This is a genomic window from Pantoea sp. MT58, assembly GCF_014495885.1.
Classification (GTDB): Bacteria; Pseudomonadota; Gammaproteobacteria; order Enterobacterales; family Enterobacteriaceae; genus Pantoea; species Pantoea eucalypti.
Genome location: NZ_CP061083.1, coordinates 3,264,081 through 3,288,461, shown reverse-complemented (window position 1 = coordinate 3,288,461; position 24,381 = coordinate 3,264,081). Strand labels below are relative to the sequence as shown.

Here is a 24,381-nt window from a genome sequence, read left to right as displayed (position 1 = left end):
AAAGGATGATGCCCGATCTTTATCGCCGCCGACTGTTGCTGGCACTCGCGGCCTCGCCACTGTTTTGTGCACTTCCCCTGCGTGCTGCCACGCCCAATCCGGGCCGGATTATTGCACTGGAGTGGCTTCCCACCGAACTGTTGATCGCTCTGGGCGTTACGCCCTGGGGCGTGGCTGATCTGCACAACTACAACATCTGGGTCGGGGAGCCGCCGCTGCCTGCGGACGTGATCGATGTGGGTCTGCGCACCGAACCTAATCTTGAGCTGATGGCACAAATGCAGCCGTCGCTGATCCTCTGTTCAAATGGCTATGGCCCGCCTGAAGAGAAACTTACACGCATCGCACCGATCATGGGCTTTGACCTTCACAGCGGCGACGGGAAACCCTTCACCGCCGCGCGGGCATCGCTGCGTAAGCTGGCGGCGAGACTTGGATTACGCGATCGCGCTGAGCAACATCTGCGCGAGGTCGATGCGCAACTGGCACAGGCGCGTCAGCGGCTGGCGCCCTATGCCGGACGCACGATTCTGCTGATGTCGCTGCTCGACAGCCGTCACGCCATCACCTTTGGTAAAAACAGTCTGTTCCTGGAAGTAATGACGCTGCTGGGCCTGAAAAATGGCTGGCAGGGCGAAACAAATTTCTGGGGTAGCGCGGTAATCGGCATCGAGCAGCTGGCGCAGGCTGGAAATGTGGATGTCATCTGTTTTGATCATGACAATGACGCAGAGATGCAGCAGTTGATGCGCAGCCCGCTGTGGCAGGCCATGCCGTTTGTTCGCACCGGACGCTTTCAGCGCGTCCCTGCAGTCTGGTATTACGGTGCTACGCTTTCGGCGCTGCACTTTGTTCGCGTGCTGGAACGCGCGCTGGAGACGCACTGATGCGCCATGCTCTGTTTCCCGCAGGTCTCCTCAGCCTGCTGTTTCTGCTCTCACTCAGCCTGACGCTGGTTAATCTGCACCATGCGCTGCCGCAGCATGAGTGGTGGCAGGCATTCTGGTCACCGACGGTCGATAGCCTGCCGCAGATGGTGTTTCACTACAGCCTGCTGCCGCGCACGGCGCTGGCGCTGCTGGTGGGCGCCGGGCTGGGGCTTGCCGGTCTGCTGTTTCAGCAGATATTGCGGAACCCGCTGGCCGAACCCACCACGCTGGGTGTCTCTTCCGGCGCACAGCTGGGCATTACCGTGGCGACGCTGTGGCATCTGCCGGGCGGCGCGCTGACACAGCAGTTTGCCGCGCTTGGCGGAGCGTTGCTGGTGGCCGCGCTGGTGTTTGGTGTGGCCTGGGGCAAACGTCTGTCGCCGGTGACGCTGATTCTGGCCGGGCTGGTGCTGAGCTTCTACAGCGGTGCGGTAAATCAAATCTTCGCTATCTTCAATCACGATCAGCTGCAGAACATGTTTCTGTGGAGCACCGGCGCGCTGAATCAGATGAGCTGGGAAAATGTGCAGCAGCTCTGGCCGCGCCTGCTGCTGGCGTTTCTGCTGGCACTGGCGCTGCTGCGTCCGCTGACACTGATGGGGCTGGATGATGGTGTAGCAAAAAATCTGGGGCTGGCGCTCTCGGTGGCGCGTATCGGTGGCCTCGGGCTGGCAATCCTGCTTAGTGCACAGCTGGTGAATGTCGCCGGTATCATCGGTTTTATCGGACTGTTTGCGCCGCTGCTGGCGAAGCTGCTGGGTGGTCGACGGCTCCTCAGCCGGATGCTGCTGGCACCGCTTACCGGCGCGCTGCTGCTGTGGCTGGCCGACAGTTGCGTGTTATGGCTTAGCGCACACTGGCGCGATATCCCGACCGGAACGGCCACGGCACTGCTCGGTGTACCCATTTTGTTGTGGCTGCTGCCGCGACTGCGTACGGGTTCAGTGCCGCCCGCCCTGAATCAGGGCGACAACGTACCCGCCGAGCGACAAAACCTGTTGCGCTGGACGCTGACGGGTCTCGCGGTGCTTGCCCTGCTGGTGTGGGGTGCGCTGGCGTTTGGGCGTGATGCGCTGGGCTGGGTCGGGTCATCGGGCGAGATGCTGCACTCTTTGCTTCCGTGGCGTGCACCGCGCGTGCTGGCTGCGCTGGTGACCGGCCTGATGCTGGGCGTGGCGGGGAGCCTGATCCAGCGGCTGACCGGTAATCCTATGGCCAGCCCGGAAGTGCTGGGCATCAGTTCAGGTGCCGCCTGTGGCGTCGTCGTCATGATGTTCTTTGTGCCGGGCGATGCGATGGCATGGCTGCTGCCCGCCGGTGCGATGGGGGCCGCGCTGACGCTGCTGGTGATCATGGCGGTAGCCAGTCGTGGCGGCTTCTCACCTGAGAGAATGCTGCTGGCGGGTATGGCGCTTAACAGCGCCTTTGTCACCCTGCTGATGCTGCTGCTGGCAAGTGGCGATCCCCGCATGGGCGGGCTGCTGAGCTGGATCTCCGGCTCAACCTATAACATCAGCGGCAGTCAGGCGATCCAGAGCGCACTCTGTGCGCTGCTGCTGGTCTCGCTGGCACCACTGGCGAGCCGCTGGCTGACGCTGCTGCCGCTGGGAAGTGCTACCGCACGCTCGGCCGGCATGGCATTAACGCCCGCGCGGCTGAGTCTGCTGCTGCTGGCAGCCGCGCTGACCGCCAGCGCAACGCTGACTATTGGTCCGCTGAGTTTTGTTGGATTAATGGCGCCGCACATGGCGCGCATGCTGGGGTTCCGGCGTGCCTTGCCGCAACTGCTGCTGTCGGGATTACTGGGGGCGGGACTGATGGTGCTGGCTGACTGGTGCGGGCGGATGCTGGCATTCCCGGATCAAATTCCTGCCGGGCTGATGGCGACGTTTTTAGGTGCACCTTACTTTATCTGGCTGCTGCGTCGTTCAGGTTAAAAAAAAGACCAGCGCAAGCCGGTCTTCATCTTTAACGTTACCGAAATTACAGCTTCGCGAAACAACGACGCGCGGCATCAACCGTGCGCTGAATATCCTCTTCGCTGTGCGCCAGTGACATGAAGCCCGCTTCATAAGCTGATGGCGCAAAGTAAACGCCTTCCTCCAGCATCAGATGGAAGAAGGTTTTAAAGCGTTCCACATCGCAGCGGGTCACATCGGCGTAACAGGTCACGCTGTCAGCATCGGTGAAGAACAGGCCAAACATCCCGCCAACATGGTTAATCACCAGCGGAATATTTTGCTGTTGTGCGGCTTCGCGCAGACCCTCTGCCAGCTTGCGGGTCAGGGTATCGAGCTTCTCGTGCGTGCCCGGCTGCGCGATCTGCGTCAGGCAGGCAAAACCGGCAGCCATCGCGATCGGGTTACCGGAGAGCGTTCCTGCCTGATAAACCGGGCCGGTCGGCGCCAGTGCAGCCATCACGTCGCGACGGCCACCGAATGCACCGACTGGCATCCCGCCACCGATAATTTTTCCGAGGCAGGTCAGGTCAGGACGTACATTGTAGTGAGCCTGCGCGCCACCCAGCGCCACACGGAAGCCGGTCATCACTTCATCGATAATCAGCAGTGCGCCGAACTCATCGCAGAGCGCGCGCAGGCCCGGCAGGAATTCTGGCTGCGGCGGGATGCAGTTCATATTACCGGCAACCGGCTCAACGATGATGGCAGCGATGGCATCAGGATATTGCTCGAAGGCGCTGCGCACGGAGTCGAGATCGTTGAAAGTGCAGGTCAGGGTATGTTTAGCGAAATCTGCTGGTACGCCCGGCGAGTTTGGCTGACCCAGCGTCAGGGCACCGGAACCGGCTTTCACCAGCAAATGATCGGCATGGCCGTGATAGCAGCCTTCAAACTTAATAATTTTATCGCGGCCGGTAAAGCCTCGAGCCAGACGGATTGCGCTCATGGTCGCTTCGGTACCGGAGTTAACCATCCGCACCATCTCCATGCTCGGCACCAGCTCACACACCAGCTGCGCCATGGTCACTTCCATTTCGGTCGGTGCGCCAAAGCTCAGGCCGCGCTGGGCTGCTTCGATCACCGCATTACGGATCGCCGCGTTGTTATGGCCCAGCACCATCGGTCCCCATGAGCCGACATAGTCGATATAGGCTTTGCCATCAGCGTCATACAGATACGCACCATCAGCATGTTCAATAAACAGTGGAACGCCACCCACACCGGTAAATGCGCGTACTGGCGAGTTTACCCCACCCGGAATCAGGCGTTGTGCCTCGGCAAACAGTTGTTCGGACTTACTCATTTTCGGCTCCAGCGTTTCAGAAAAATATTGCGCCATTCTACGGAAGAGCAGCAGCAGACGAAAGGTGGATTCACCCACAGCGTCCTGAACGGAGGGGAAAGCGGCACAGAGTGCGAAGGGCAGAGCTTGATTGCGCTGAGGTGCTGACTGATAATAGCGTTATTAAGGTCGTTTTCTGACCTGGGCGTTTACCGGAGTAAAACATGAGTGATGAAGTAGTAGCACTGCCGTTGCAGTTTACCGACGCCGCAGCCACCAAGGTGAAAAACCTGATTGCCGATGAAGAGAACCCGGCGCTAAAACTTCGCGTCTATATCACCGGTGGCGGTTGCAGTGGTTTCCAGTATGGCTTTACGTTTGACGACCAGCTGAACGATGGCGATATGACAATTGAAAAGCAGGGCGTCTCACTGGTCGTTGATCCAATGAGCCTGCAATATCTGGTGGGCGGTTCGGTTGATTATACGGAAGGCCTGGAAGGATCGCGCTTTATCGTGACCAACCCGAATGCCAAAACCACCTGTGGCTGTGGCTCATCCTTCAGTATCTGATCGCGCAGGCCGTCACTCCGACGGCCTCATTTACCACTCTATTGTGACCAGCCGGTTACTCTGCTTCAGGCTTCCCTGCGATTGAATCTGACTTTGGGTTACGCGTGGCTGCGCGCTTGCCTGTCTGCCACAGTTGATTTGCGGCAAAAGCGGACCGTTAGCCGTGTTGATTTCACAGCGTGAATAGATGACAAGCCTGGCGCCTATAGAGCCATTTATCGATCCCGCAAAAGCAGATCCGGTGATCAAAAGCCCTATGGCCAGCAGCAGTGCTCTGGTCATATAAGGTTCCTGGTGTTTTAAAAAGCGCCGCGGCGCTAAAAGGACGGCGAGCATACGTGGCCCGCTCGTCTCTGGTATTGATTAACGGCAAAAAAGGCTGTTTCTTTAATCGATGCGTGGACTTATTGTGCGGGATGCAACGCGGAACAGAGTTGCTGCGCCGCCAGCAGCAGCCGCGGACCCGGCCGGCTTAACCAGTCCTCGTTAATGGCGATCACCGGCACCGTGAGCTGTGGACGCCAGAAAGCACGAATGTTCTCCGCCTGCTGTGCGCCTCCGGCTATAACTACGGCCTGAGGATGGCGCATCAGCACCTGCTCACGGCTGACCTGCGGCCAGCTGACGCGGCTGTCAGCAAAAATATTCCTGCCACCACATAACGTAATAACTTCATTTTGCAGCGTGGCTCTGGCGGCGGTAAAAAGCGGCTGCTGACCAAACTGCAAAAAAAGCGGAACCGCAGTCAGATGAGTATAGCGCTGTCGCAGCGCCGCTGCCTGCTGTCGTAGCGCTCTGGCCGCGCTGGCGGCCTGCTCTGGCCTGGGACTCCAGCGGCCCAGATCGGCCAGTGCCGTGAACATCTCATCCAGTGTCAGTGGATCAATCCATTTAATGGGTACGCCGAGCTGCTGCAACTGCTCAATCTGCCGCTGCGGATTACCGCCGCGCCAGGCCAGGACCAGATCCGGCTTGAGCTGCAGAATACGCTCGGCTTTGATGCCCTGCCAGTTGGCGACCTGTTCAATCTGTTTCGCCTGCGGCGGATAGTCGGACCAGGCGCTGACTGCGATCGGCGTAATCCCGGCAGCAAAGGCGAGTTCGGTAAGGTGTGGAGCGAGGGTGATAACACGCGGTGGGGAAGCGAGCAGGCTGCCGCTTAATAGCAGCAGCCAGCAGAACAGCAGCGTTTTAGCCACGCGCCAGATGCGCCAGCAGGTTCTCCACCATCAGCGACGATTGCGTCGCTGCAACGCTCAGGAATTCATCAAAGCTAAGGTGCGATTCTTTATCGGCCACGTCTGAAATCGCGCGGACCACCACAAACGGCACCTGGAACTGATGACAGACGTGACCGATAGCGGTCGCTTCCATCTCAACCGCAATCGCCTGCGGGAACAGACTACGAATGCGCGCCAGCGGCTCAGCGCCATTGATAAAGGCATCACCGCTTACCACCAGACCGCGTACAGCATTCAGGTCCAGCTGCTTAATGCAGGCTTCGGCAGCCGCGATAAGCTTGCTGTCTGCCACAAACGCAGCAGGGCAACCCGCCATCTGGCCTGGCTCATAACCAAAAGCGGTGACGTCAGCATCGTGATAACGCACTTCATCTGATACCACGATATCGCCGACGCTCAGTGACGGTGCTAAACCGCCTGCCGACCCGGTGTTGATCACCACATCCGGCTTGCAGAGCTGCAGCAGCAGCGTGGTACCCAGCGCGGCAGAGGTTTTACCAATGCCCGATTTCAGCAGTGCCACTTCAACGCCCTGCAGGGTGCCGGTATAGATTTCACAACCCGCCAGTGTCAGCGTTTGACGGTTTTCAATTTTGTCACGCAGCAGTGTGACTTCCTGCTCCATCGCGCCAATAATGCCTGCTTTCATAGTGAGTTCCGCTAATGTAAAGAATCAAAATTTAGGGCATAGTCTACCATGGCATTCAGGGGATTAATTCACGAAAAAGTCAGGGGTAATTCATGTCGGCGATCAATTTCAGGAAGAAGATCAGCTTCTCACGCCCTTATAACAGCCGAAAAGATCCGGAAGGTGAATATTACATTACCCGCCATTTTGAGAGCGACCGTGGACGAATTATCAACTCGGCCGCTATCCGGCGTCTGCAGCAGAAAACGCAGGTCTTTCCACTGGAGCGCAACGCCGCCGTTCGCTCCCGCCTGACGCACTCGCTGGAGGTGCAGCAAACCGGGCGCTACATCACCAAAGAGATTCTGCAAACCCTGAAGATGCAGGGCGGGCTGGCGCAGTATGGACTGGATGAGATGGAAGGCGCGTTTGAAAGTCTGATCGAGATGGCGTGTCTGCTGCATGACGTCGGTAATCCGCCGTTTGGCCATTTTGGCGAGGCCGCCATTAACGACTGGTTTGAAGAGAACCTCTCTGCCGAACTGGTGGATCCGCTGGTAGCGGGCGTTGAAGGAGAAGAACAGCGGAAGGCTTTTGATCAGCTGAATGCCATGATCCGCCAGGACCTCTGCCATTTTGAGGGCAATGCGCAGGCCATTCGTATGGTGCATACGCTGCTGCAACTCAATCTCAGTTATTCTCAGGTCGCCTGCATCCTGAAATATACCGCACCCGCCTGGTGGCAGGGTGAAAAACCTGCCGAATTTAGCGTCTTAATGAAGAAGCCCGGCTTTTATCTCTCTGAGCAGGAGTATATTGCGGATTTACGTGCTGCCACCAATATGGAAGAACACCATCGCTTTCCGCTTACCTATATAATGGAAGCGGCGGATGATATCTCCTATTGTATTGCCGATTTGGACGACGCTGTAGAAAAAGATATCTTTAATGTTGAGAGTTTGTTTGAGTTTCTCAATAAAGCCTGGGGGCCGGTTAAAAATAATGACGCCTTCAGCCGGACTATTGGTGAAGCCTGGCGCGAAGCCTGCAGTAAAAAACGGCGAAGCCGCAGCGATCAATTTTTTATGTCATTACGCGTAAATGTTCAGAGCGTGCTGGTAAGTTATGCCGTGAAACGTTTCGTTGATAATCTGCCTGCTATATTCGATGGCAGTTTCAATCACGCGCTGCTGGAAGATGAGGGTGAAGAGGGCCGGTTACTGCAACTGTTTAAAACTGTTGCGCGCCAGCAGGTCTTTAATCACTCTGAAGTCGAGCAGCTGGAGTTGCAGGGATACCGCGTAATCAAAGGGCTGCTGGAGATCTATCAGCCGCTGATGCGCCTGAACTATGAGGCTTTCACCACGCTGATAAATGAAGACTTCCTGCGTCAGCATCCGATTGAAACCCGGCTTTTTCATAAGCTTTCTGGTAAACACCGTAAAGCCTATTTGCAAAAGATGCGTACCCTTGTGGTAGAGCATAAATATCAGCGGCTGCTGTGGGAACGTTATTATCGCTTCCGGCTTATTCAGGATTATATCAGTGGAATGACCGATCTCTATGCCTGGGATGAGTATCGCCGACTGATGGCTGTAGAATAAGCCGGCGTTTGTAAAGGCCGCGAATAAATTTTTACCTTTGACTTAAACTTTTAAAGGAATTTCGCGCTAAAACATTTATCTCACCTTTCGACCACAGCAATGGTCTGAACAGTAATCTTATCGAGAAATGAAAATGAAAAAAAAGACTTTAGTGTTAAGTGCGCTGGCGTTGAGCCTGAGCATGGCGCTCGCCCCAGTTACTGTTTTTGCTGCGCAAACGGCCTCTTCCGATAGCCAGCAACTCCCTAGCCTGGCGCCTATGCTGGAAAAGGTAATGCCGTCTGTGGTCAGTATCAGCGTTGAGGGTACCACCACCGTGAAAACCCCGCGCATGCCGCAGCAGTTTCAGCAATTCTTTGGCGACAACTCGCCCTTCTGCCAGGACGGTTCTCCGTTCCAGGGATCACCCATGTGTCAGAGCGGTGACGGCGCGGGCGGTAACGGTGGCGCGCCAGGCCCTGATACCCAGCAGGAAAAATTCCGGGCTCTCGGGTCGGGCGTCATCATCAACGCTGAAAAAGGCTATGTGGTGACGAACAACCACGTGGTGAACAACGCCACTAAAATTCAGGTGCAGCTCAGCGATGGTCGTCATTATGACGCCAAAGTCATTGGTAAAGATCCCAGCTCTGACATTGCACTGATTCAGCTGAAGGACGCTAAAAATCTGACTGCTGTGAAAATCGCTGACTCCGACAGCCTGCGCGTCGGTGACTACACCGTGGCGATCGGCAACCCGTATGGTTTGGGTGAGACCGTCACCTCCGGGATCGTCTCGGCGCTGGGACGCAGCGGCCTGAACGTGGAAAACTACGAAAACTTTATCCAGACGGATGCGGCAATTAACCGGGGTAACTCCGGTGGTGCGCTGGTTAACCTTAATGGTGAACTGATAGGGATTAACACCGCTATTCTGGCGCCGGATGGCGGCAACATCGGTATCGGCTTTGCTATCCCAAGCAACATGGTTAAAAACCTGACGGCTCAGATGGTTGAGTTTGGTCAGGTGAAACGTGGCGAGCTGGGCGTGCAGGGGACTGAACTGAACTCCGAGCTGGCAAAAGCGATGAAGGTTGATGCACAGCGTGGTGCCTTTGTCAGCCAGGTGCTGCCAGACTCTGCGGCGGCTAAAGCGGGTATTAAAGCGGGTGACGTGATTGTTTCAATGAATGGCAAACCGCTGAGCAGCTTTGCTTCTCTGCGTGCGGAAGTGGGTTCGCTGCCGGTTGGCACCACACTGAAACTGGGCCTGCTGCGCGACGGCAAACCCGTTGATGTCTCGGTTACCTTGCAGCAGAGCAGCCAGGCGAAAGTGCAGTCCGCCACCATTTACAACGGCATTGAAGGGGCTGACCTCAGCAATGTTGAAACCGGTGATAAAGGTGTTCGCGTGGATAATGTGAAACCCGGCAGCGCCGCAGCGCGTATCGGCCTGAAAAAGGGTGACGTGATCCAGGGAGTTAACCAGCAGCCGGTAACCAACCTCGGTGAGCTGCGAAAAGTTCTCGACACCAAACCAGCCGTTCTGGCGCTGAATGTGAAACGTGGTGACAGCAGCATCTATCTGCTGATGCAGTAACGGTATAACAACTGTTCATGAGGTGGACTGCGGTCCGCCTTTTTTATGCCCGCCTTCCGCGCCGCCAGAGTGTGATGCTCTCCGCAAATTCGGTAAATGATTGCCCGGCTCTGTGCAGTTGCACAATGCTCTGTGCGCAACCCATGCGTATTCTGTTTCTCACCCTCTTTTCCAGGAGTAATGGATGGCTACCTATCACCTTGATGCCCGGCTGGCGCAGGATATCGTGGCACGCACCATGAAAATTATTGACAGTAATGTCAACGTGATGGATGCGCGGGGCCGAATCATCGGCAGCGGTGACCGGGAGCGTATTGGGGAGTTGCACGAAGGTGCGTTGCTGGTGCTCTCTCAGGGGCGTGTTGTCGATATTGATGAGGCGGTGGCTAAACATCTTCATGGTGTGCGGCCCGGCATTAATCTGCCGCTGCGCATCGACGGTGACATTGTCGGGGTCATTGGGCTGACGGGCGAGCCACTGACGCTGCGACATTATGGCGAACTGGTCTGCATGACCGCAGAGATGATGCTGGAACAGGCGCGATTGCTGCATATGCTGGCGCAGGACAGCCGTCTGCGTGAAGAGCTGGTGCTGAACCTGATCCGCAGCGATACCCTGTCGCCACAACTGACTGAATGGGCACAGCGGTTGGGCATCGATCTCAATCAGCCGCGTGTGGTCGCCGTGCTGGAAGTGGACAGCGGTCAGCTCGGCGTCGACAGCGCGATGTCAGAATTACAGCAGCTGCAAACGCTGCTGACCACGCCGGAGCGCGATAATCTGATCGCTATTGTGTCGCTGACCGAAATGGTGGTGCTGAAGCCCGCACTGAATGGACATGGACGCTACGACCAGGAGGATCATCGCCGCCGCGTGGAACAGTTACTGCAGCGGATGAAAGAGAGCGGACATTTACGGATGCGTATCGCACTGGGCAACTTCTTTACCGGGCCTGGCAGCATTGCACGCTCTTACCGGACCGCACGCACCACAATGATGGTGGGCAAGCAACGTATGCCCGAGTTACGCAGCTATTTTTATCAGGATCTGGTGTTGCCGGTGCTGCTCGACAGCCTGCGTGGCGGCTGGCAGGCCAACGAACTGGCCCGGCCACTGGCGAAGCTTAAGAGCATGGATAACAACGGCTTGCTGCGACGCACGTTAATCGCGTGGTTCACCCATAATGTCCAGCCAAGCGCCACCGCGCGTGCGCTGTTCATTCATCGCAATACGCTGGAATATCGGCTAAACCGGATTTCTGAACTCACCGGACTGAATCTTGGCCATTTCGATGACAGGCTGTTGCTCTATGTGGCTTTACAGCTGGATGAGCAGGGATAGGAGCCGAATTCAGGGCATAAAAAAAGGCCAGCAAAGCTGGCCTCTCTCGTCGGACAAAAAATTAACGGCTGTTACGGGTTAATTTTTCCAGATCCGATTCAATTTCAGTGATCTTGTGGGAAACCACGCTTTCTAGGTGACGCAGGTCATCCAGAATTTTGCGTTTCAGATCCACTTCAACCTGGTCACGCTGGCAAATCTGGTCCAGTTCATCGATGACATAACGCAGATTCGGGCTGATTTCCTGAACTTCTTTGTAGCCCTGGGTTGCGTGATCGGCAACAACAGTTTTGCGCTGACGCGGATATTTGAATTTGACGCTCTTTGCGAAAAACTCGCCTTTATCTTTGCGGAAGTAAATCTTCAGAATGTCGTTGTTGGCTTCCTGACGCAGGCTGTAGCGGTCAATGTCGTCCGGGTTACTGATACCTAAGCTTTTCAGATTGTCATACATAGCGTTGTTTCCATCAAAAGTGAGAAGCGCGCAGACTTGTTCATGACGTCCGTCAACTGTAGACATAAATAAGCGGGATGAACATTGCGCGACAGGATTTAACTGGCGCGGATTATGACCTGGATGAAAACTAAACGCACCAGTTAATTCGCGACGCGAAGCATGTTGTCCAGGAATAGCTGTAAAGAAAAGATGACGGGCTGCTTTCCAGCCCGTCATTTTACTCAGTCGATGGTGCGCAGCAGTTCGTTAATGCCGGTTTTACCCAGCGTCTTCGCATCCACTTTCTTCACGATCACGGCACAGTAGAGGCTGTAGCTGCCATCTTTAGACGGCAGGTTACCTGAGACCACGACGGAACCGGCAGGAACACGGCCGTAGTGGACTTCACCGGTTTCGCGGTCATAGATTTTGGTGCTCTGACCGATGTAAACGCCCATTGAGATCACTGAGCCTGCTTCAACAATCACGCCTTCAACGATTTCAGAGCGTGCACCGATGAAGCAGTTGTCTTCGATAATGGTCGGGTTTGCCTGCAACGGTTCCAGCACACCACCGATACCCACGCCGCCAGAAAGGTGAACGTTTTTACCAATCTGCGCACAGGAGCCGACAGTCGCCCAGGTGTCCACCATAGTGCCTTCATCCACGAAGGCGCCGATGTTGACGTAAGAAGGCATCAGGACCGTGTTGCGGGCGATATAAGCACCCTGACGAACAGCTGCAGGCGGCACGACGCGGAAACCCGCTTCTTTGAAACGCGCTTCATCCCAGCCAGCAAATTTCATCGGGACTTTGTCGTAGAAGCGGGTTTCTGAACCTTCCATTACCTGATTGTCATTAATGCGGAAAGAGAGCAGCACTGCTTTCTTCAGCCACTGATGCGTTACCCACTCGCCGTCGATCTTCTCAGCAACGCGCAGCTCACCGCTGTCCAGCAGGGAGATAACCTGGTTGATGGCATCGCGGGTTTCGCTGTCGACGCTGGCAGGGGTAATGTCAGCGCGACGTTCGAAGGCGGATTCAATAACGCTCTGTAACTGTTGCATATTTTTTTCCTGATCTGTCATGTGCGGTGCCGGACAACAGCCCGACACAAGTAAATAGAGTAATGTCTACAAATTGAATCTGGTCACACTTTATCGTTTGGATTAAGGGCCTCTGTCAACCGTTGTTGCAACGCTTTGCGCATTTCTTCATCCAGTGCCTGACGTTCGCTGTTGGCCAGAATAAATAAATCTTCGACCCGCTCGCCGATGGTGCTGATGCGTGCACCGTGCAGTGAGACACCCAGATCGGCAAAGACTTCGCCGACCCGCGCCAGCAGGCCTGGCTGATCCAGCGCCACCAGTTCCAGGTAGCTGCGACGGTCAGTGTGCGTTGGCAGAAAGTTCACTTCGGTATCCACGCTGAAATGCCGCAGTTTGGCCGACGGACGACGGGTACGCGGCGGCACCCAATCTGACTGAGTGATTGCCTGTTCCAGCGCCTGAATGATCATCGGATGGCGATCGGGGGAGAGCGGGCTGCCATCCGGTTCCAGCACAATAAAGGTATCCATTGCCATGCCGTCCCGGCTGGTGAAGATTTGCGCGTCGTGAACGCTGAGGTTACGACGGTCGAGTTCACCGGCCACAGCAGCAAACAGATGAGGCCGATCGGGACTCCAGATAAAAATTTCGGTCCCGCCACGGGTGGCCTGCGGGCTGACCAGCACCAGCGGTTTTTTCAGATCGTGAACCAGCAGGTGGCGGGCATGCCACGCAATCTGATTCGGCGTATGGCGCAGGAAGTAGTCCGCGCGGCAACGATTCCAGATCTGGTGCAGACGCTCTTCATCAATGTTATCCATCCGCAGCAGTGCCAGTGCCTGCAGGCGATGATGACGCACCCGTTCCCGCAAATCCGGACTGTTTTCCATACCGCGTCGTAACTGCTTCTCGGTGGCGAAAAACAGCTCGCGTAACAGGCTCTGCTTCCAGCTGTTCCACAGACTTTCATTGGTGGCGCAGATATCGGCCACGGTCAGACAAACCAGATAGCGCAGCCGGTTCTCATTCTGCATCACCTCAGCAAACTGCTGGATCACCGTCGGATCCTGAATATCGCGACGCTGCGCCGTGACAGACATCAGCAGGTGATGACGAACCAGCCAGGCCACCAGTTGAGTTTCACGTGAGTTAAGGCCATGCATTTCAGCGAACTCAAGCGCATCCTGCGCGCCAAGAATAGAGTGATCGCCGCCGCGCCCTTTGGCAATATCATGCAGCAGCGCAGCCATCAGTAACAGCTCCTGCTGCGGCAGGCGTGGCCATAACTCGACACACAGTGGATGCTGCGGACGGGTGGCTTCATTGGCGAAGCTTTCCAGCTTCTGCAGGACACGAATAGTATGCTCATCCACGGTGTAGGCATGGAACAGATCAAACTGCATCTGTCCGACGATATGCCCCCACAGCGGTGTATAGGCCCACAGCACGCTATGACGATGCATCGGCACCAGCGCCCGGCTCACCGCGCCGGGATGGCGCAGAATTGACATAAACGTGCGTCGCGCTTCCGGAATCTGACACAGCGGCTGTTTAAGATGTCGACGTGCATGGCGCAGGTGACGCAGGGTGGTGGAGTAGATCCCTTTGATACTGTCGTTACGCACCATCACGTAGAACATGCGCAGAATCGCCTGCGGTTCGCGGGTGAACAGCGTTTCGTCGCGCAGGTCGATCAAATCACCCCGCAGCTGGAAATCGTCATCGATAGATCTGGGTTTTTCACTGGTGGAAAGCGCCAGAATCGCCTCATCAAACAGCTGCAGCAGCATCTGGTTCAGTTCACCGATACGCCGTGTGACCCGATAGAAATCTTTCATCATGCGTTCGACAGGCTCATTGCCTTCGCCCTGGTAATTCAGGCGCTGCGCCACACTGAGCTGGCGATCGAATAGCAGGCGGTTATCGTAGCGGGGGAGGGAAAGATGCAGGGCAAAGCGGATGCGCCAGAGAAACTCCTGACATTCGTTGAGTTCGCTGCGCTCAGCGTCAGTGAGGAAACCAAAGCCGACCATCTCATCCAGGGTAGTGGCACCAAAATGGCGTCGGGCAACCCACTGCAGCGTATGGATGTCTCGCAGGCCACCGGGACTGCTTTTGATATCGGGCTCGAGGTTATAACTGGTGCCGTGATAACGCTTGTGGCGCTCCTGCTGCTCATCAATTTTGGCGGCGAAAAAGCGGGATGAGGGCCAGAAACCGTCGCTGAAGATATTTTTCTGCAGTTCCAGAAACAGCGCCACATCGCCAGTCAGCATCCGTGATTCGATCAGGTTGGTGGCGACGGTCAGATCAGACAATCCCTCCAGCAGACACTCTTCCAGCGTGCGGACGCTGTGGCCCACTTCCAGTTTAAGATCCCACATCAGCGTTAAGAGATCGCTGGTGCGTTGCGCAGCCTGTTCATCCAGCGGCTGGCGGCTGAGGATCAGAACATCGATATCAGAGAGCGGATGCAGTTCGGCACGGCCATAGCCGCCAACGGCGACCAGCGCGGTAGACGGCATTTCATCAAAGCCAAAGAAGCGCCACAGGCGACGCAGCAGCCGATCAATAAACAGCGTGCGGGCATCGATCAGCGGCTCAACGGGTTCACCGGCATCAAACGCGGCAGCCAGATGTTGCTGAAACAGCTCCAGCCTCGGCTTCAGAATGTCGCGGGTCAGCTGGTCGTCACCCCATTCGGCTGGCGAATCAACCAGACCGTTTTTCACATCTTCCGACAGACTCACGCTCATGCAGCTCTTCTCTTTTTTAGCCAAAAAAAAGCCGGCTCAGCGCCGGCTTGATCTGTTTTGGGGGAATTACCCTTCGGCGACGAGCACAGCGGGCAGCGTGTCGTCTTTGCGCAGGGTTAAAATCTCACAGCCGTTTTCCGTCACCACAATAGTATGCTCATACTGCGCGGACAAGCTGCGATCTTTGGTTTTTACCGTCCAGCCATCTTTCATGGTGCGGATGCGGTAATCCCCGGCATTGACCATCGGTTCTACTGTAAAGGTCATACCCGCCTGTAACACGACGCCGCTATCATCGGCATCGTAATGCAATACCTGAGGCTCTTCGTGGAATCCCTTGCCGATGCCGTGACCGCAATATTCGCGTACGACAGAGAAGTCGTTTGCTTCAACATACTTCTGAATGGCACGACCCAACTCGCGCAGGCGGATGCCGGGCTTAATCAGACGCAGGGAAAGATAGAGGCTCTCCTGCGTGACGCGGCACAGGCGCTCACCCTGAATAGTGGGTTTACCAACAATAAACATCTTTGAGGTATCACCGTGGTACTCATCTTTAATGACGGTGACATCGATATTGACGATATCGCCATCTTTCAGAGGGCGATCGTCACTGGGAATCCCGTGGCAAACCACTTCATTCACCGAGATGCAGACTGATTTCGGAAAACCGTGATAGCCAAGGCAGGCAGAGACGGCCTGCTGCTTCTGCGTGATGTGTTCGTGGCAGATACGGTCCAGCTCGCCGGTGGTGACACCCGGTTGAACATGAGGCTCGATCATCTCCAGCACTTCGGCGGCCAGTCGGCCCGCGACGCGCATTTTTTCGATTTCTTCAGGGGTTTTGATTGAAATTGCCATTAAATTAATCCGCAGTTGTCGAAATTTTCGACAATAATAAGGTCTGTGCTGTCATGTTAGCAGCCAGCAAATGGGCTGCCAAATAGAGAACGCGCTGGCGCTCATCAGTGATCATTTATTGGCGTCCCATGGTGGTTTGTGGTATAAAGCGCGCCGACGATTCTCTGTATGGCTGTTTCGGTCAGCAGGAAACGCATAACTCTCATTATGTGTAATAAAACACACATGTATCGACACATACGCCGGGGTGCCTTGAAAGAGGTCGGTCGTATGGGATACATGGAGGCCCAACCCCAATCAAACTTTAGAGGTTTTATCATGGCAACTGTTTCCATGCGCGACATGCTCCAGGCTGGTGTTCACTTCGGTCACCAGACCCGTTACTGGAACCCAAAAATGAAGCCATTCATCTTTGGTGCACGTAACAAGGTTCACATCATCAACCTGGAAAAAACTGTACCTATGTTCAACGAAGCTCTGGCTGAACTGAACAAGATCTCTTCCCGTAAAGGTAAGATCCTGATCGTAGGTACTAAGCGCGCTGCTGCCCAGGCAGTAAAAGAGTCTGCACTGAGCTGCGACCAGTTCTTCGTAAACCACCGCTGGTTGGGTGGCATGCTGACCAACTGGAAAACCGTGCGTCAGTCAATCAAGCGTCTGAAAGATCTGGAGATTCAGTCTCAGGATGGCACTTTCGACAAACTGACCAAAAAAGAAGCGCTCATGCGTGCGCGTGAGCTGGCCAAGCTGGAAAACAGCCTGGGCGGTATCAAAGACATGGGCGGTCTGCCAGACGCACTGTTTGTTGTTGATGCTGATCACGAACACATCGCAATCAAAGAAGCAAACAACCTGGGTATCCCGGTATTTGCTATCGTTGATACCAACTCAGATCCAGATGGCGTTGATTTCGTTATCCCAGGTAACGACGATGCGATCCGTGCTGTAAACCTGTACCTGACTGCCGTTGCGACTACCGTTCGCGAAGGCCGCTCTCAGGACCTGGCTGAGCAAGCTGAAGAAGCGTCTTTAGAAAACGCTTAATTAAGGTTTGCTCTGCATAAGAGCCCTTAGCATTCAGATGTGATCTGTAAGGGGCCTATACTGGCCCCTTTATTTTATCTAAGTCTGTCACGCCCCCAACCGGACGGCGGGACAGAGTAAATTTTCCGCAAATAAGTGTCTGCTGGTGCAAACGTACTCAGGCACGAACCGAGGATTCTGGAATGGCTGACATTACCGCTGCATTGGTAAAAGAACTGCGCGAGCGTACTGGCGCTGGCATGATGGATTGCAAAAAAGCGCTGACTGAAGCGAACGGCGACATTGAGCTGGCGATTGAGAACATGCGTAAGTCTGGCGCAATCAAAGCAGCGAAAAAAGCAGGCAACGTTGCTGCTGATGGCGTAATCAAAACCAAGATCGTTGGCGACTACGGCGTGATTCTGGAAGTGAACTGCCAGACTGACTTCGTTGCAAAAGATGGCGGTTTCCAGGCGTTCGCAGACAAAGTTCTGGAAGCGGCTGCCGCTAATCGCGTTACCGACGTTGAAGTTCTGAAAGCGCAGTTCGAAGAAGAGCGCGTTGCACTGGTTGCTAAAATCGGTGAGAACATCAACATCCGTCGCGTTGCAATCCTGGAAGGCGCAGAGCTGGGCAGCTACCTGCACGGCGCACGTATCGGCGTTCTGGTTTCAGCGAAAGGCGCTAACGAAGATCTGATCAAACAGATCGCAATGCACGTTGCAGCAAGCAAACCTGAATTCGTTAAGCCAGAAGACGTTTCTGCTGACGTGGTTGATAAAGAGTACCAGGTTCAGCTGGACATCGCGATGCAGTCTGGCAAGCCAAAAGAGATCGCAGAGAAGATGGTTGAAGGCCGTATGAAGAAATTCACCGGCGAAGTCTCTCTGACAGGTCAGGCTTTCGTTATCGACCCAAGCAAAACCGTTGGCCAGGCTCTGAAAGAGCAGGGCGCTGACGTGATTAACTTCATCCGCTTCGAAGTGGGTGAAGGCATCGAGAAAGTTGAGTCTGACTTCGCTGCAGAAGTTGCAGCAATGTCCAAACAGTCTTAATGCTTTGAAAGAACCGCCATCCGGCGGTTCTTTTTTGTCTGTGAATCGCAACAGACACGTTTTCAGTTTCATCCCAATAGCATTTTCTTTGCGGTAAGCGGATGATCGATCAGAATTTACTTCTCCTTTACACCCAATCTTCCAGGAAGAACTGACCATGGCGACCAACGCAAAACCTGTTTATCAACGTATCCTGCTTAAACTCAGCGGCGAAGCTCTGCAAGGCGCTGAAGGTTTTGGTATCGACGCGAGTGTGCTTGACCGCATGGCACAAGAGGTAAAAGAGCTGGTTGAACTGGGCATCCAGGTTGGCGTAGTGATTGGCGGAGGGAACCTGTTCCGTGGCGCAAGCCTGCAGCAGGCAGGGATGAACCGCGTCGTGGGTGACCACATGGGTATGCTGGCAACCGTGATGAACGGCCTGGCGATGCGTGATGCACTGCACCGCGCCTATGTGAACGCACGCCTGATGTCAGCGATTCCACTGAATGGCGTCTGCGACAACTACAGCTGGGCAGAAGCGATCAGCCTGCTGCGTAACAACCGCGTGGTGATTTTCTCCGCCGGTACCGGTAACCCGTTCTTTACCACCGACTCTGCGGCGTGTTTGCGCGGCATTGAGATTGAAGCGGACGTGGTGCTGAAAGCGACCAAAGTTGACGGCGTCTACTCTGCCGACCCGGTGAAAAGCCCGGACGCAACGCTTTATGAGCAACTGAGCTATGCTGAAGTACTGGATAAAGAGCTGAAAGTGATGGATCTGGCGGCCTTTACCCTGGCGCGTGACCACAAATTGCCTATCCGTGTTTTCAACATGAATAAACCTGGCGCACTGCGTCGTGTAGTGATGGGTGAAAAAGAAGGGACTCTGATTACGCATTAATACCCGAGGCGAGATAAAATAAGGTATATTCTGTCAGCGCGATGAGAATGCATCGCGCACCAGTCAGGATTATCGATGATTATCGATCCCGCTTCCGGTTATGCCGGAACTGGCCAGGTCAAACCGAATCCAAGGGTTTCAACGTGATTAACGACATCAAAAAAGATGCTGACACGCGCATGGAAAAATGCGTTGAAGCATTCAAAACTACCATCAGCAAAGTGCGCACCGGTCGTGCTTCACCTTCGCTGCTTGACGGCATCGTCGTCGAATATTACGGCACGCCGACGCCACTGCGTCAGCTGGCTTCTGTCACTGTGGAAGATTCACGCACGCTGAAAATCAACGTGTTTGACCGTTCACTGAGTCCGGCAGTCGAAAAAGCGATCATGAAGTCTGATCTCGGTCTGAACCCAAGTTCAGCCGGTACCGACATCCGTGTTCCGCTGCCTGCCCTGACAGAAGAGCGTCGTAAAGATCTGATTAAAATCGTGCGCGGCGAAGCCGAGCAGGGCCGTGTGTCGGTACGTAACGTCCGTCGCGATGCCAACGATAAAATCAAAGCGCTGCTGAAAGATAAAGAGATCAGCGAAGACGACGAACGTCGTGCGCAGGATGAAGTGCAAAAAATGACCGATGCGTACATCAAGAAAGTTGATGCCGCACTGTCTGAAAAAGAGTCGGAGCTGATGGATTTCTAATCCCATCACTGCCGGACAAAACGCCGTACAGAGAGGTATTCGTATGAATGCGACATCTGGCGGCGTTTTACATTGTGCCTGAGGGCACGCTGACTTCACACGGATAGCCTCATGAAGCGATTAACTCTGCTGGGATCCACCGGCTCGATCGGCACCAGTACGCTGGCAGTGGTTCGCGCCAACCCGGCGCTTTATCAGATTACTGCGCTGGTCGCTGGCCACAATGTGGCGCTGATGGCCGAACAGTGTGCGGCTTTTACGCCGCGCTACGCCTGCATGGCAGATGAGGCATCCGCCGCTGCGCTGCGTGAGCGACTGAGAGCAATCAGGATCGATACTGAAGTGCTCTCCGGCGTTCAGGCAGCCTGTGAGCTGGCTGCGCTGGATGACGTGGATCAGGTGATGGCGGCAATTGTCGGCGCATCCGGTTTGCTGCCGACGCTGGCAGCCATTCGCGCCGGAAAAACGGTGCTGCTGGCCAACAAAGAATCGCTTGTCACCTGCGGCCGTTTGTTTATGGAGGCGGTGCGTCATCATAACGCGCAGTTACTACCAGTCGACAGTGAGCATAACGCCATTTTTCAGAGTTTACCGGCTACCATCCAGCATCAGTTAGGTTACGCTGACCTGCGGGATAATGGCATTGAGTCGATTATCCTTACGGGATCGGGTGGTCCTTTTCGTGACACAGATTTAGCTGATCTTAGCGCCATGTCGCCGGATCAGGCCTGTGCACATCCGAACTGGTCGATGGGGAGAAAAATCTCTGTTGATTCGGCCACCATGATGAATAAAGGTCTTGAGTACATTGAAGCCCGTTGGTTGTTTAATGCCAGCGCAGCGCAGATGGAAGTGATACTTCACCCACAGTCGGTGATTCACTCCATGGTGCGATACTGCGATGGCAGCGTGCTGGCTCAGTTAGGTTCTCCCGATATGCGTACGCCTATTGCCCACAGCATGGCCTGGCCATCGCGCATCAATGCAGGTGTGACGCCGCTGGATTTTACCCGCATGTCGGCGCTCTCTTTTGCAGAACCTGACTTTAGTCGCTATCCCTGTCTGAAACTGGCCATTGATGCCTGTGAGGCAGGGCAGGCGGCGACCACCACGCTAAATGCTGCCAATGAGGTTGCCGTCGCGGCTTTCCTGAATCACCAGATCCGCTTCACCGACATTGCCGCGCTTAATAGCGCAGTGATGGCGGCACAAGTGTGTCCGGAGCCGGATTCGGTGGACGCTGTCCTTGACATCGATCGCACTGCGCGCGCGCTGGCAACAGAAATGTTGCCGCGCTTCACGTCGTGAAACCGATCGTTATGAGGCCATTTGTTCGCTTCAGGTGAAAATGGTATAGTCGCTGGCTCGCGTTTCACGGTCTGTCACCGAATTCGGTGTAGCCCGGCACTAAGCGTGTGCCGGGATTTGAATCGGGCGCAATGTATTCAGAAAACACAGCATTTCTGATGAAAGGAATTGGTTAAGCGTTATGTCGTCTAACAATCACAACAACACTGATGACCAGCAGGGAAACGGTCCGCGCCACGTCGCTATCATCATGGATGGCAATGGTCGCTGGGCCAAAAATCAGGGAAAATTGCGTATTTCAGGCCACAAAGCCGGTGTTAAATCGGTGCGTCGTGCCGTCAGCTTTGCGGTCAATAACAATCTTGAAGCCCTGACGCTTTATGCCTTCAGTAGTGAAAACTGGAGCCGTCCTGCGCAGGAAGTCACCGCGTTAATGGAACTGTTTGTCTGGGCACTCGACAGTGAAGTAAAGAGCCTGCATAAACACAACGTTCGCTTACGTGTCATTGGCGATACCAGCCGTTTCAGCCCCCGCATTCAGGAACGTATTCGTCGTTCTGAGACCCTGACTGCAAATAATACCCGTCTGACGCTCAACATTGCTGCCAACTATGGCGGCCGTTGGGATATTATCGAAGGCGTGAAAAAACTGGCTGAACAGGTTCAGGAAGGATTACTGCGACCTGACCAGATTACCGAAGAGAGCCTGACGTCGCAGCTCTGCATGCAGGAGCTGGCGCCAGTGGATTTAGTGATAAGGACCGGGGGAGAGCATCGGATTAGCAACTTCCTGCTGTGGCAGATTGCCTATGCTGAATTCTATTTTACCGATGTGCTCTGGCCGGATTTCGATGAACACGTTTTTGAAGGTGCACTGAATGCATTCTCTCTGCGGGAGCGTCGTTTTGGCGGCGCTGCACCAGGCGGCGCCTGAGCAATCTGGGGGTAACCTTTGCTGAAGTCTCGTCTTATTACCGCGTTGATATTAATTCCGCTGGTAATAGCTGCACTATTCTGGTTACCGCCTGTTGGCTTCGCCCTGACAACGATTGTTATCTGCATGCTGGCAGCCTGGGAATGGGGTCAGTTTGCAGGCATGGCATCACGGCAACAGCGTGTCTGGCTGGCTGTACTTTGTGGTCTGTTGCTGGCGCTGATGCAGTTTACGCTGCCACCTTATCAACACACGGTGCATCTGCCACAGATTGCGACATCGCTTTGGGCGTCGCTGGTGTGGTGGGTCGCGGCACTGCTGCTGGTGCTTACCTATCCCGCTTCCGCGGCTTTCTGGCGTCATTCGCGTCCACTTCGCTTACTGTTTGGCGTATTAACGCTGGTGCCCTTTTTCTGGGGCATGGTGGCGCTGCGCCAGTATCACTATGAAACCGACCACTTCGCCGGAGCCTGGTGGCTGCTGTTTGTGCTGCTGCTGGTGTGGGGAGCGGATTCCGGTGCTTACATGTTTGGCAAGATGTTCGGCAAGCACAAGCTGGCGCCGAAAGTCTCACCAGGCAAAACCTGGGAAGGCTTCCTGGGCGGCCTGGTTTCATCGGCGCTGATTGCGCTGCTGTTTGCCACGCTGGCGCCGCTGACGGTCTCCACCGGTACGCTGGTGATTTGCGCGGTTATCGCGACGCTGGCCTCTGTTCTGGGTGACCTCACCGAGAGTATGTTTAAACGTGAAGCGGGCATTAAAGACAGTGGTAATCTGATCCCCGGTCATGGCGGCATGCTTGATCGTATTGATAGTCTGACTGCGGCGGTGCCGGTGTTTGCCTGTTTATTGCTGCTGGTGTTCCGCACCCTTTAAGGACAGGCAAAGATGTTGAGTATAATCTGGAGTTTCTTCGCCTTTATCGTTGCGCTGGGCGTGTTGATTACCGTGCATGAGTTTGGCCACTTCTGGGTCGCTCGTCGCTGTGGTGTCAAAGTTGAGCGCTTTTCTATTGGTTTTGGTAAGGCGCTCTGGCAGCGCCGTGATCGTCACGGCACCGAATTTGTCATCGCGCTGATCCCGCTCGGCGGCTACGTTAAAATGCTCGACGAACGTGTCGAAAGCGTGCCCGCCGAGCTGCGTCATCAGGCTTTTAATAACAAAGCCGTCTGGCAACGCGCCTCCATTATTGCGGCAGGGCCTGTCGCTAACTTTATCTTTGCCATCTTTGCCTACTGGGTTGTGTTTATTCACGGCGTACCAGGTGTACGCCCGGTAATCGGTGAAATTTTAAACGGTTCGGTCGCTGCAGAAGCGCAAATTACGCCCGGCATGGAACTTAAGGCTGTTGACGGTATCGAAACGCCTGACTGGGATGCTGTGCGTATGGCGCTGGTGGGTAAAATCGGCGATAGCAGCACCACGTTAACCGTGGCCCGATTTGGCGAAGATGCAACCCAGCAGAAGCAGCTGGATTTGCGTAACTGGCAGTTTGAGCCTGATAAGCAGGATCCGGTCGTTGCATTAGGGATTCAGCCACGCGGTCCGCAAATTGAGACCACACTGGCAGAAGTGCAGGCGAACTCGCCAGCGAGTGAAGCCGGTTTGCAAGCAGGCGACAGGATCGTTAAAGTCGATGGTCAGCCATTATCGCAGTGGCAGACTTTTGTCACGCAGGTCCGGGATAATCCCGGTAAAAGCATGGCGCTTGAAGTGGATCGCGGCGGTGAATCAATTGCGCTGACGATGACGCCAGAAGCGAAAAATGGCAGTAAGGCGGGCTTTGCGGGAGTGATTCCGCGTATCGTCCCGCTGCCAGAAGAGTACAAGACGGTAAGGCAGTATGGCGCATTTGCGGCAATCGGTGAGGCCAGTGTAAAAACCTGGCAATTGATGAAGCTCACTGTTTCCATGCTGGGCAAGTTAATAACCGGTGATGTGAAGCTGAACAACCTGAGCGGGCCAATTTCGATTGCGCAGGGTGCAGGATTGTCAGCTGAGTACGGGTTGATTTACTACCTGATGTTCCTGGCGTTGATTAGCGTCAACCTGGGCATCATCAACCTGTTCCCTTTGCCGGTTTTAGATGGTGGGCACTTGCTCTTCCTTGCGATCGAAAAGATCAAAGGTGGACCGGTGTCCGAGCGAGTTCAGGACTTTAGTTATCGCATCGGTTCGATTTTACTGGTGCTGTTAATGGGGCTTGCACTTTTCAATGATTTCTCACGTTTGTAACC

Annotated in this window: 22 protein-coding genes; 14 read left to right on the top strand and 8 right to left on the bottom strand. The window is 55.0% G+C overall.

All coding sequences use genetic code 11. The annotated features are described in order from the left end of the window. The first annotated feature begins 8 nt into the window (after positions 1-8). Together fhuD and fhuB are read left to right on the top strand one after the other, a co-directional pair. A complete protein-coding gene (fhuD, locus tag IAI47_RS15600; protein WP_008925622.1) occupies positions 9-887 on the top strand; it encodes a Fe(3+)-hydroxamate ABC transporter substrate-binding protein FhuD in 879 nt (292 codons plus the stop codon). After that, entirely contained in the window at positions 887-2,866 is a 1,980-nt protein-coding gene (gene fhuB / locus IAI47_RS15595) for a Fe(3+)-hydroxamate ABC transporter permease FhuB (protein ID WP_008925623.1), read from the top strand. Before fhuD ends, fhuB begins: the two co-directional genes overlap by 1 nt. 46 nt (positions 2,867-2,912) lie before the next feature. Here the strand turns inward: fhuB and hemL are convergent, their stop codons facing one another. Next, a complete protein-coding gene (gene hemL / locus IAI47_RS15590; RefSeq protein WP_008925624.1) occupies positions 2,913-4,193 on the bottom strand; it encodes a glutamate-1-semialdehyde 2,1-aminomutase in 1,281 nt (426 codons plus the stop codon). A gap of 203 nt (positions 4,194-4,396) precedes the next feature. Here hemL and erpA point away from each other — a divergent pair, with 203 nt between their 5' ends. Continuing rightward, entirely contained in the window at positions 4,397-4,744 is a 348-nt protein-coding gene (erpA, locus tag IAI47_RS15585; RefSeq protein WP_008925625.1) for an iron-sulfur cluster insertion protein ErpA, read from the top strand. 30 nt (positions 4,745-4,774) lie between these two features. On the opposite strand, the gene IAI47_RS15580 is transcribed toward erpA, so the two are convergent. The 3 genes from IAI47_RS15580 to mtnN all read right to left on the bottom strand — a co-directional run bounded on the left by IAI47_RS15580 (position 4,775) and on the right by mtnN (position 6,634). Then, positions 4,775-5,026, bottom strand: coding sequence for a hypothetical protein (locus IAI47_RS15580; RefSeq protein ID WP_008925626.1), 252 nt, complete (start codon positions 5,024-5,026; stop codon positions 4,775-4,777). A 122-nt stretch (positions 5,027-5,148) separates the two neighbouring features. After that, positions 5,149-5,943, bottom strand: a complete 795-nt coding sequence (gene btuF / locus IAI47_RS15575) for a vitamin B12 ABC transporter substrate-binding protein BtuF (RefSeq protein ID WP_008925627.1) — start codon at positions 5,941-5,943, stop codon at positions 5,149-5,151. Further along, positions 5,936-6,634, bottom strand: a complete 699-nt coding sequence (mtnN, locus tag IAI47_RS15570) for a 5'-methylthioadenosine/S-adenosylhomocysteine nucleosidase (RefSeq protein WP_008925628.1) — start codon at positions 6,632-6,634, stop codon at positions 5,936-5,938. Before mtnN ends, btuF begins: the two co-directional genes overlap by 8 nt. A 92-nt stretch (positions 6,635-6,726) precedes the next feature. Between mtnN and dgt the strand changes: the two genes are divergently transcribed. The 3 genes from dgt to IAI47_RS15555 all read left to right on the top strand — a co-directional run bounded on the left by dgt (position 6,727) and on the right by IAI47_RS15555 (position 11,138). Continuing rightward, positions 6,727-8,217 (top strand): dGTPase, encoded by a 1,491-nt coding sequence (dgt, locus tag IAI47_RS15565; RefSeq protein ID WP_008925629.1) that lies wholly within the window; start codon positions 6,727-6,729, stop codon positions 8,215-8,217. Positions 8,218-8,350: 133 nt separating this feature from the next. After that, positions 8,351-9,796 carry a serine endoprotease DegP gene (gene degP, locus IAI47_RS15560; protein WP_008925630.1) on the top strand — a complete coding sequence of 482 codons (1,446 nt, stop codon included), beginning with the start codon at positions 8,351-8,353 and terminating at the stop codon, positions 9,794-9,796. A gap of 184 nt (positions 9,797-9,980) precedes the next feature. Beyond that, entirely contained in the window at positions 9,981-11,138 is a 1,158-nt protein-coding gene (locus IAI47_RS15555) for a CdaR family transcriptional regulator (protein WP_008925631.1), read from the top strand. Positions 11,139-11,199: 61 nt separating this feature from the next. On the opposite strand, the gene IAI47_RS15550 is transcribed toward IAI47_RS15555, so the two are convergent. The 4 genes from IAI47_RS15550 to map form a co-directional block, all read right to left on the bottom strand. Beyond that, a complete protein-coding gene (locus tag IAI47_RS15550) occupies positions 11,200-11,592 on the bottom strand; it encodes a DUF3461 family protein (RefSeq protein WP_008925632.1) in 393 nt (130 codons plus the stop codon). Between the two features lie 224 nt (positions 11,593-11,816). Further along, positions 11,817-12,641, bottom strand: coding sequence for a 2,3,4,5-tetrahydropyridine-2,6-dicarboxylate N-succinyltransferase (gene dapD / locus IAI47_RS15545; protein WP_008925633.1), 825 nt, complete (start codon positions 12,639-12,641; stop codon positions 11,817-11,819). Between the two features lie 83 nt (positions 12,642-12,724). Next, positions 12,725-15,379 carry a bifunctional uridylyltransferase/uridylyl-removing protein GlnD gene (gene glnD, locus IAI47_RS15540; protein WP_008925634.1) on the bottom strand — a complete coding sequence of 885 codons (2,655 nt, stop codon included), beginning with the start codon at positions 15,377-15,379 and terminating at the stop codon, positions 12,725-12,727. A gap of 66 nt (positions 15,380-15,445) precedes the next feature. Continuing rightward, on the bottom strand, positions 15,446-16,240 hold the full coding sequence (gene map / locus IAI47_RS15535; protein WP_008925635.1) for a type I methionyl aminopeptidase: 795 nt from the start codon (positions 16,238-16,240) through the stop codon (positions 15,446-15,448). Positions 16,241-16,558: 318 nt separating this feature from the next. On the opposite strand from map, the gene rpsB reads away from it, so the two are divergent. From rpsB to rseP, 8 genes are all read left to right on the top strand, one after another. Then, positions 16,559-17,284, top strand: coding sequence for a 30S ribosomal protein S2 (gene rpsB / locus IAI47_RS15530; protein ID WP_008925636.1), 726 nt, complete (start codon positions 16,559-16,561; stop codon positions 17,282-17,284). Positions 17,285-17,466: 182 nt separating this feature from the next. Next, on the top strand, positions 17,467-18,318 hold the full coding sequence (tsf, locus tag IAI47_RS15525) for a translation elongation factor Ts (protein WP_008925637.1): 852 nt from the start codon (positions 17,467-17,469) through the stop codon (positions 18,316-18,318). 157 nt (positions 18,319-18,475) lie between these two features. Beyond that, the gene (gene pyrH / locus IAI47_RS15520) at positions 18,476-19,201 is read left to right on the top strand and encodes a UMP kinase (RefSeq protein WP_003852654.1); all 726 of its coding nucleotides are present in this window, start codon (positions 18,476-18,478) and stop codon (positions 19,199-19,201) included. A 143-nt stretch (positions 19,202-19,344) separates the two neighbouring features. Next, a complete protein-coding gene (frr, locus tag IAI47_RS15515; RefSeq protein ID WP_003852653.1) occupies positions 19,345-19,902 on the top strand; it encodes a ribosome recycling factor in 558 nt (185 codons plus the stop codon). A gap of 111 nt (positions 19,903-20,013) precedes the next feature. Then, positions 20,014-21,210 (top strand): 1-deoxy-D-xylulose-5-phosphate reductoisomerase, encoded by a 1,197-nt coding sequence (gene ispC / locus IAI47_RS15510; RefSeq protein ID WP_008925638.1) that lies wholly within the window; start codon positions 20,014-20,016, stop codon positions 21,208-21,210. 181 nt (positions 21,211-21,391) lie between these two features. Further along, positions 21,392-22,144 carry a (2E,6E)-farnesyl-diphosphate-specific ditrans,polycis-undecaprenyl-diphosphate synthase gene (ispU, locus tag IAI47_RS15505; protein WP_003852651.1) on the top strand — a complete coding sequence of 251 codons (753 nt, stop codon included), beginning with the start codon at positions 21,392-21,394 and terminating at the stop codon, positions 22,142-22,144. Between the two features lie 18 nt (positions 22,145-22,162). Beyond that, positions 22,163-23,020, top strand: coding sequence for a phosphatidate cytidylyltransferase (gene cdsA, locus IAI47_RS15500; protein WP_033743116.1), 858 nt, complete (start codon positions 22,163-22,165; stop codon positions 23,018-23,020). Between the two features lie 12 nt (positions 23,021-23,032). Continuing rightward, positions 23,033-24,379, top strand: a complete 1,347-nt coding sequence (gene rseP, locus IAI47_RS15495) for a sigma E protease regulator RseP (RefSeq protein ID WP_003852647.1) — start codon at positions 23,033-23,035, stop codon at positions 24,377-24,379. The last annotated feature ends 2 nt before the right edge of the window (positions 24,380-24,381 follow it).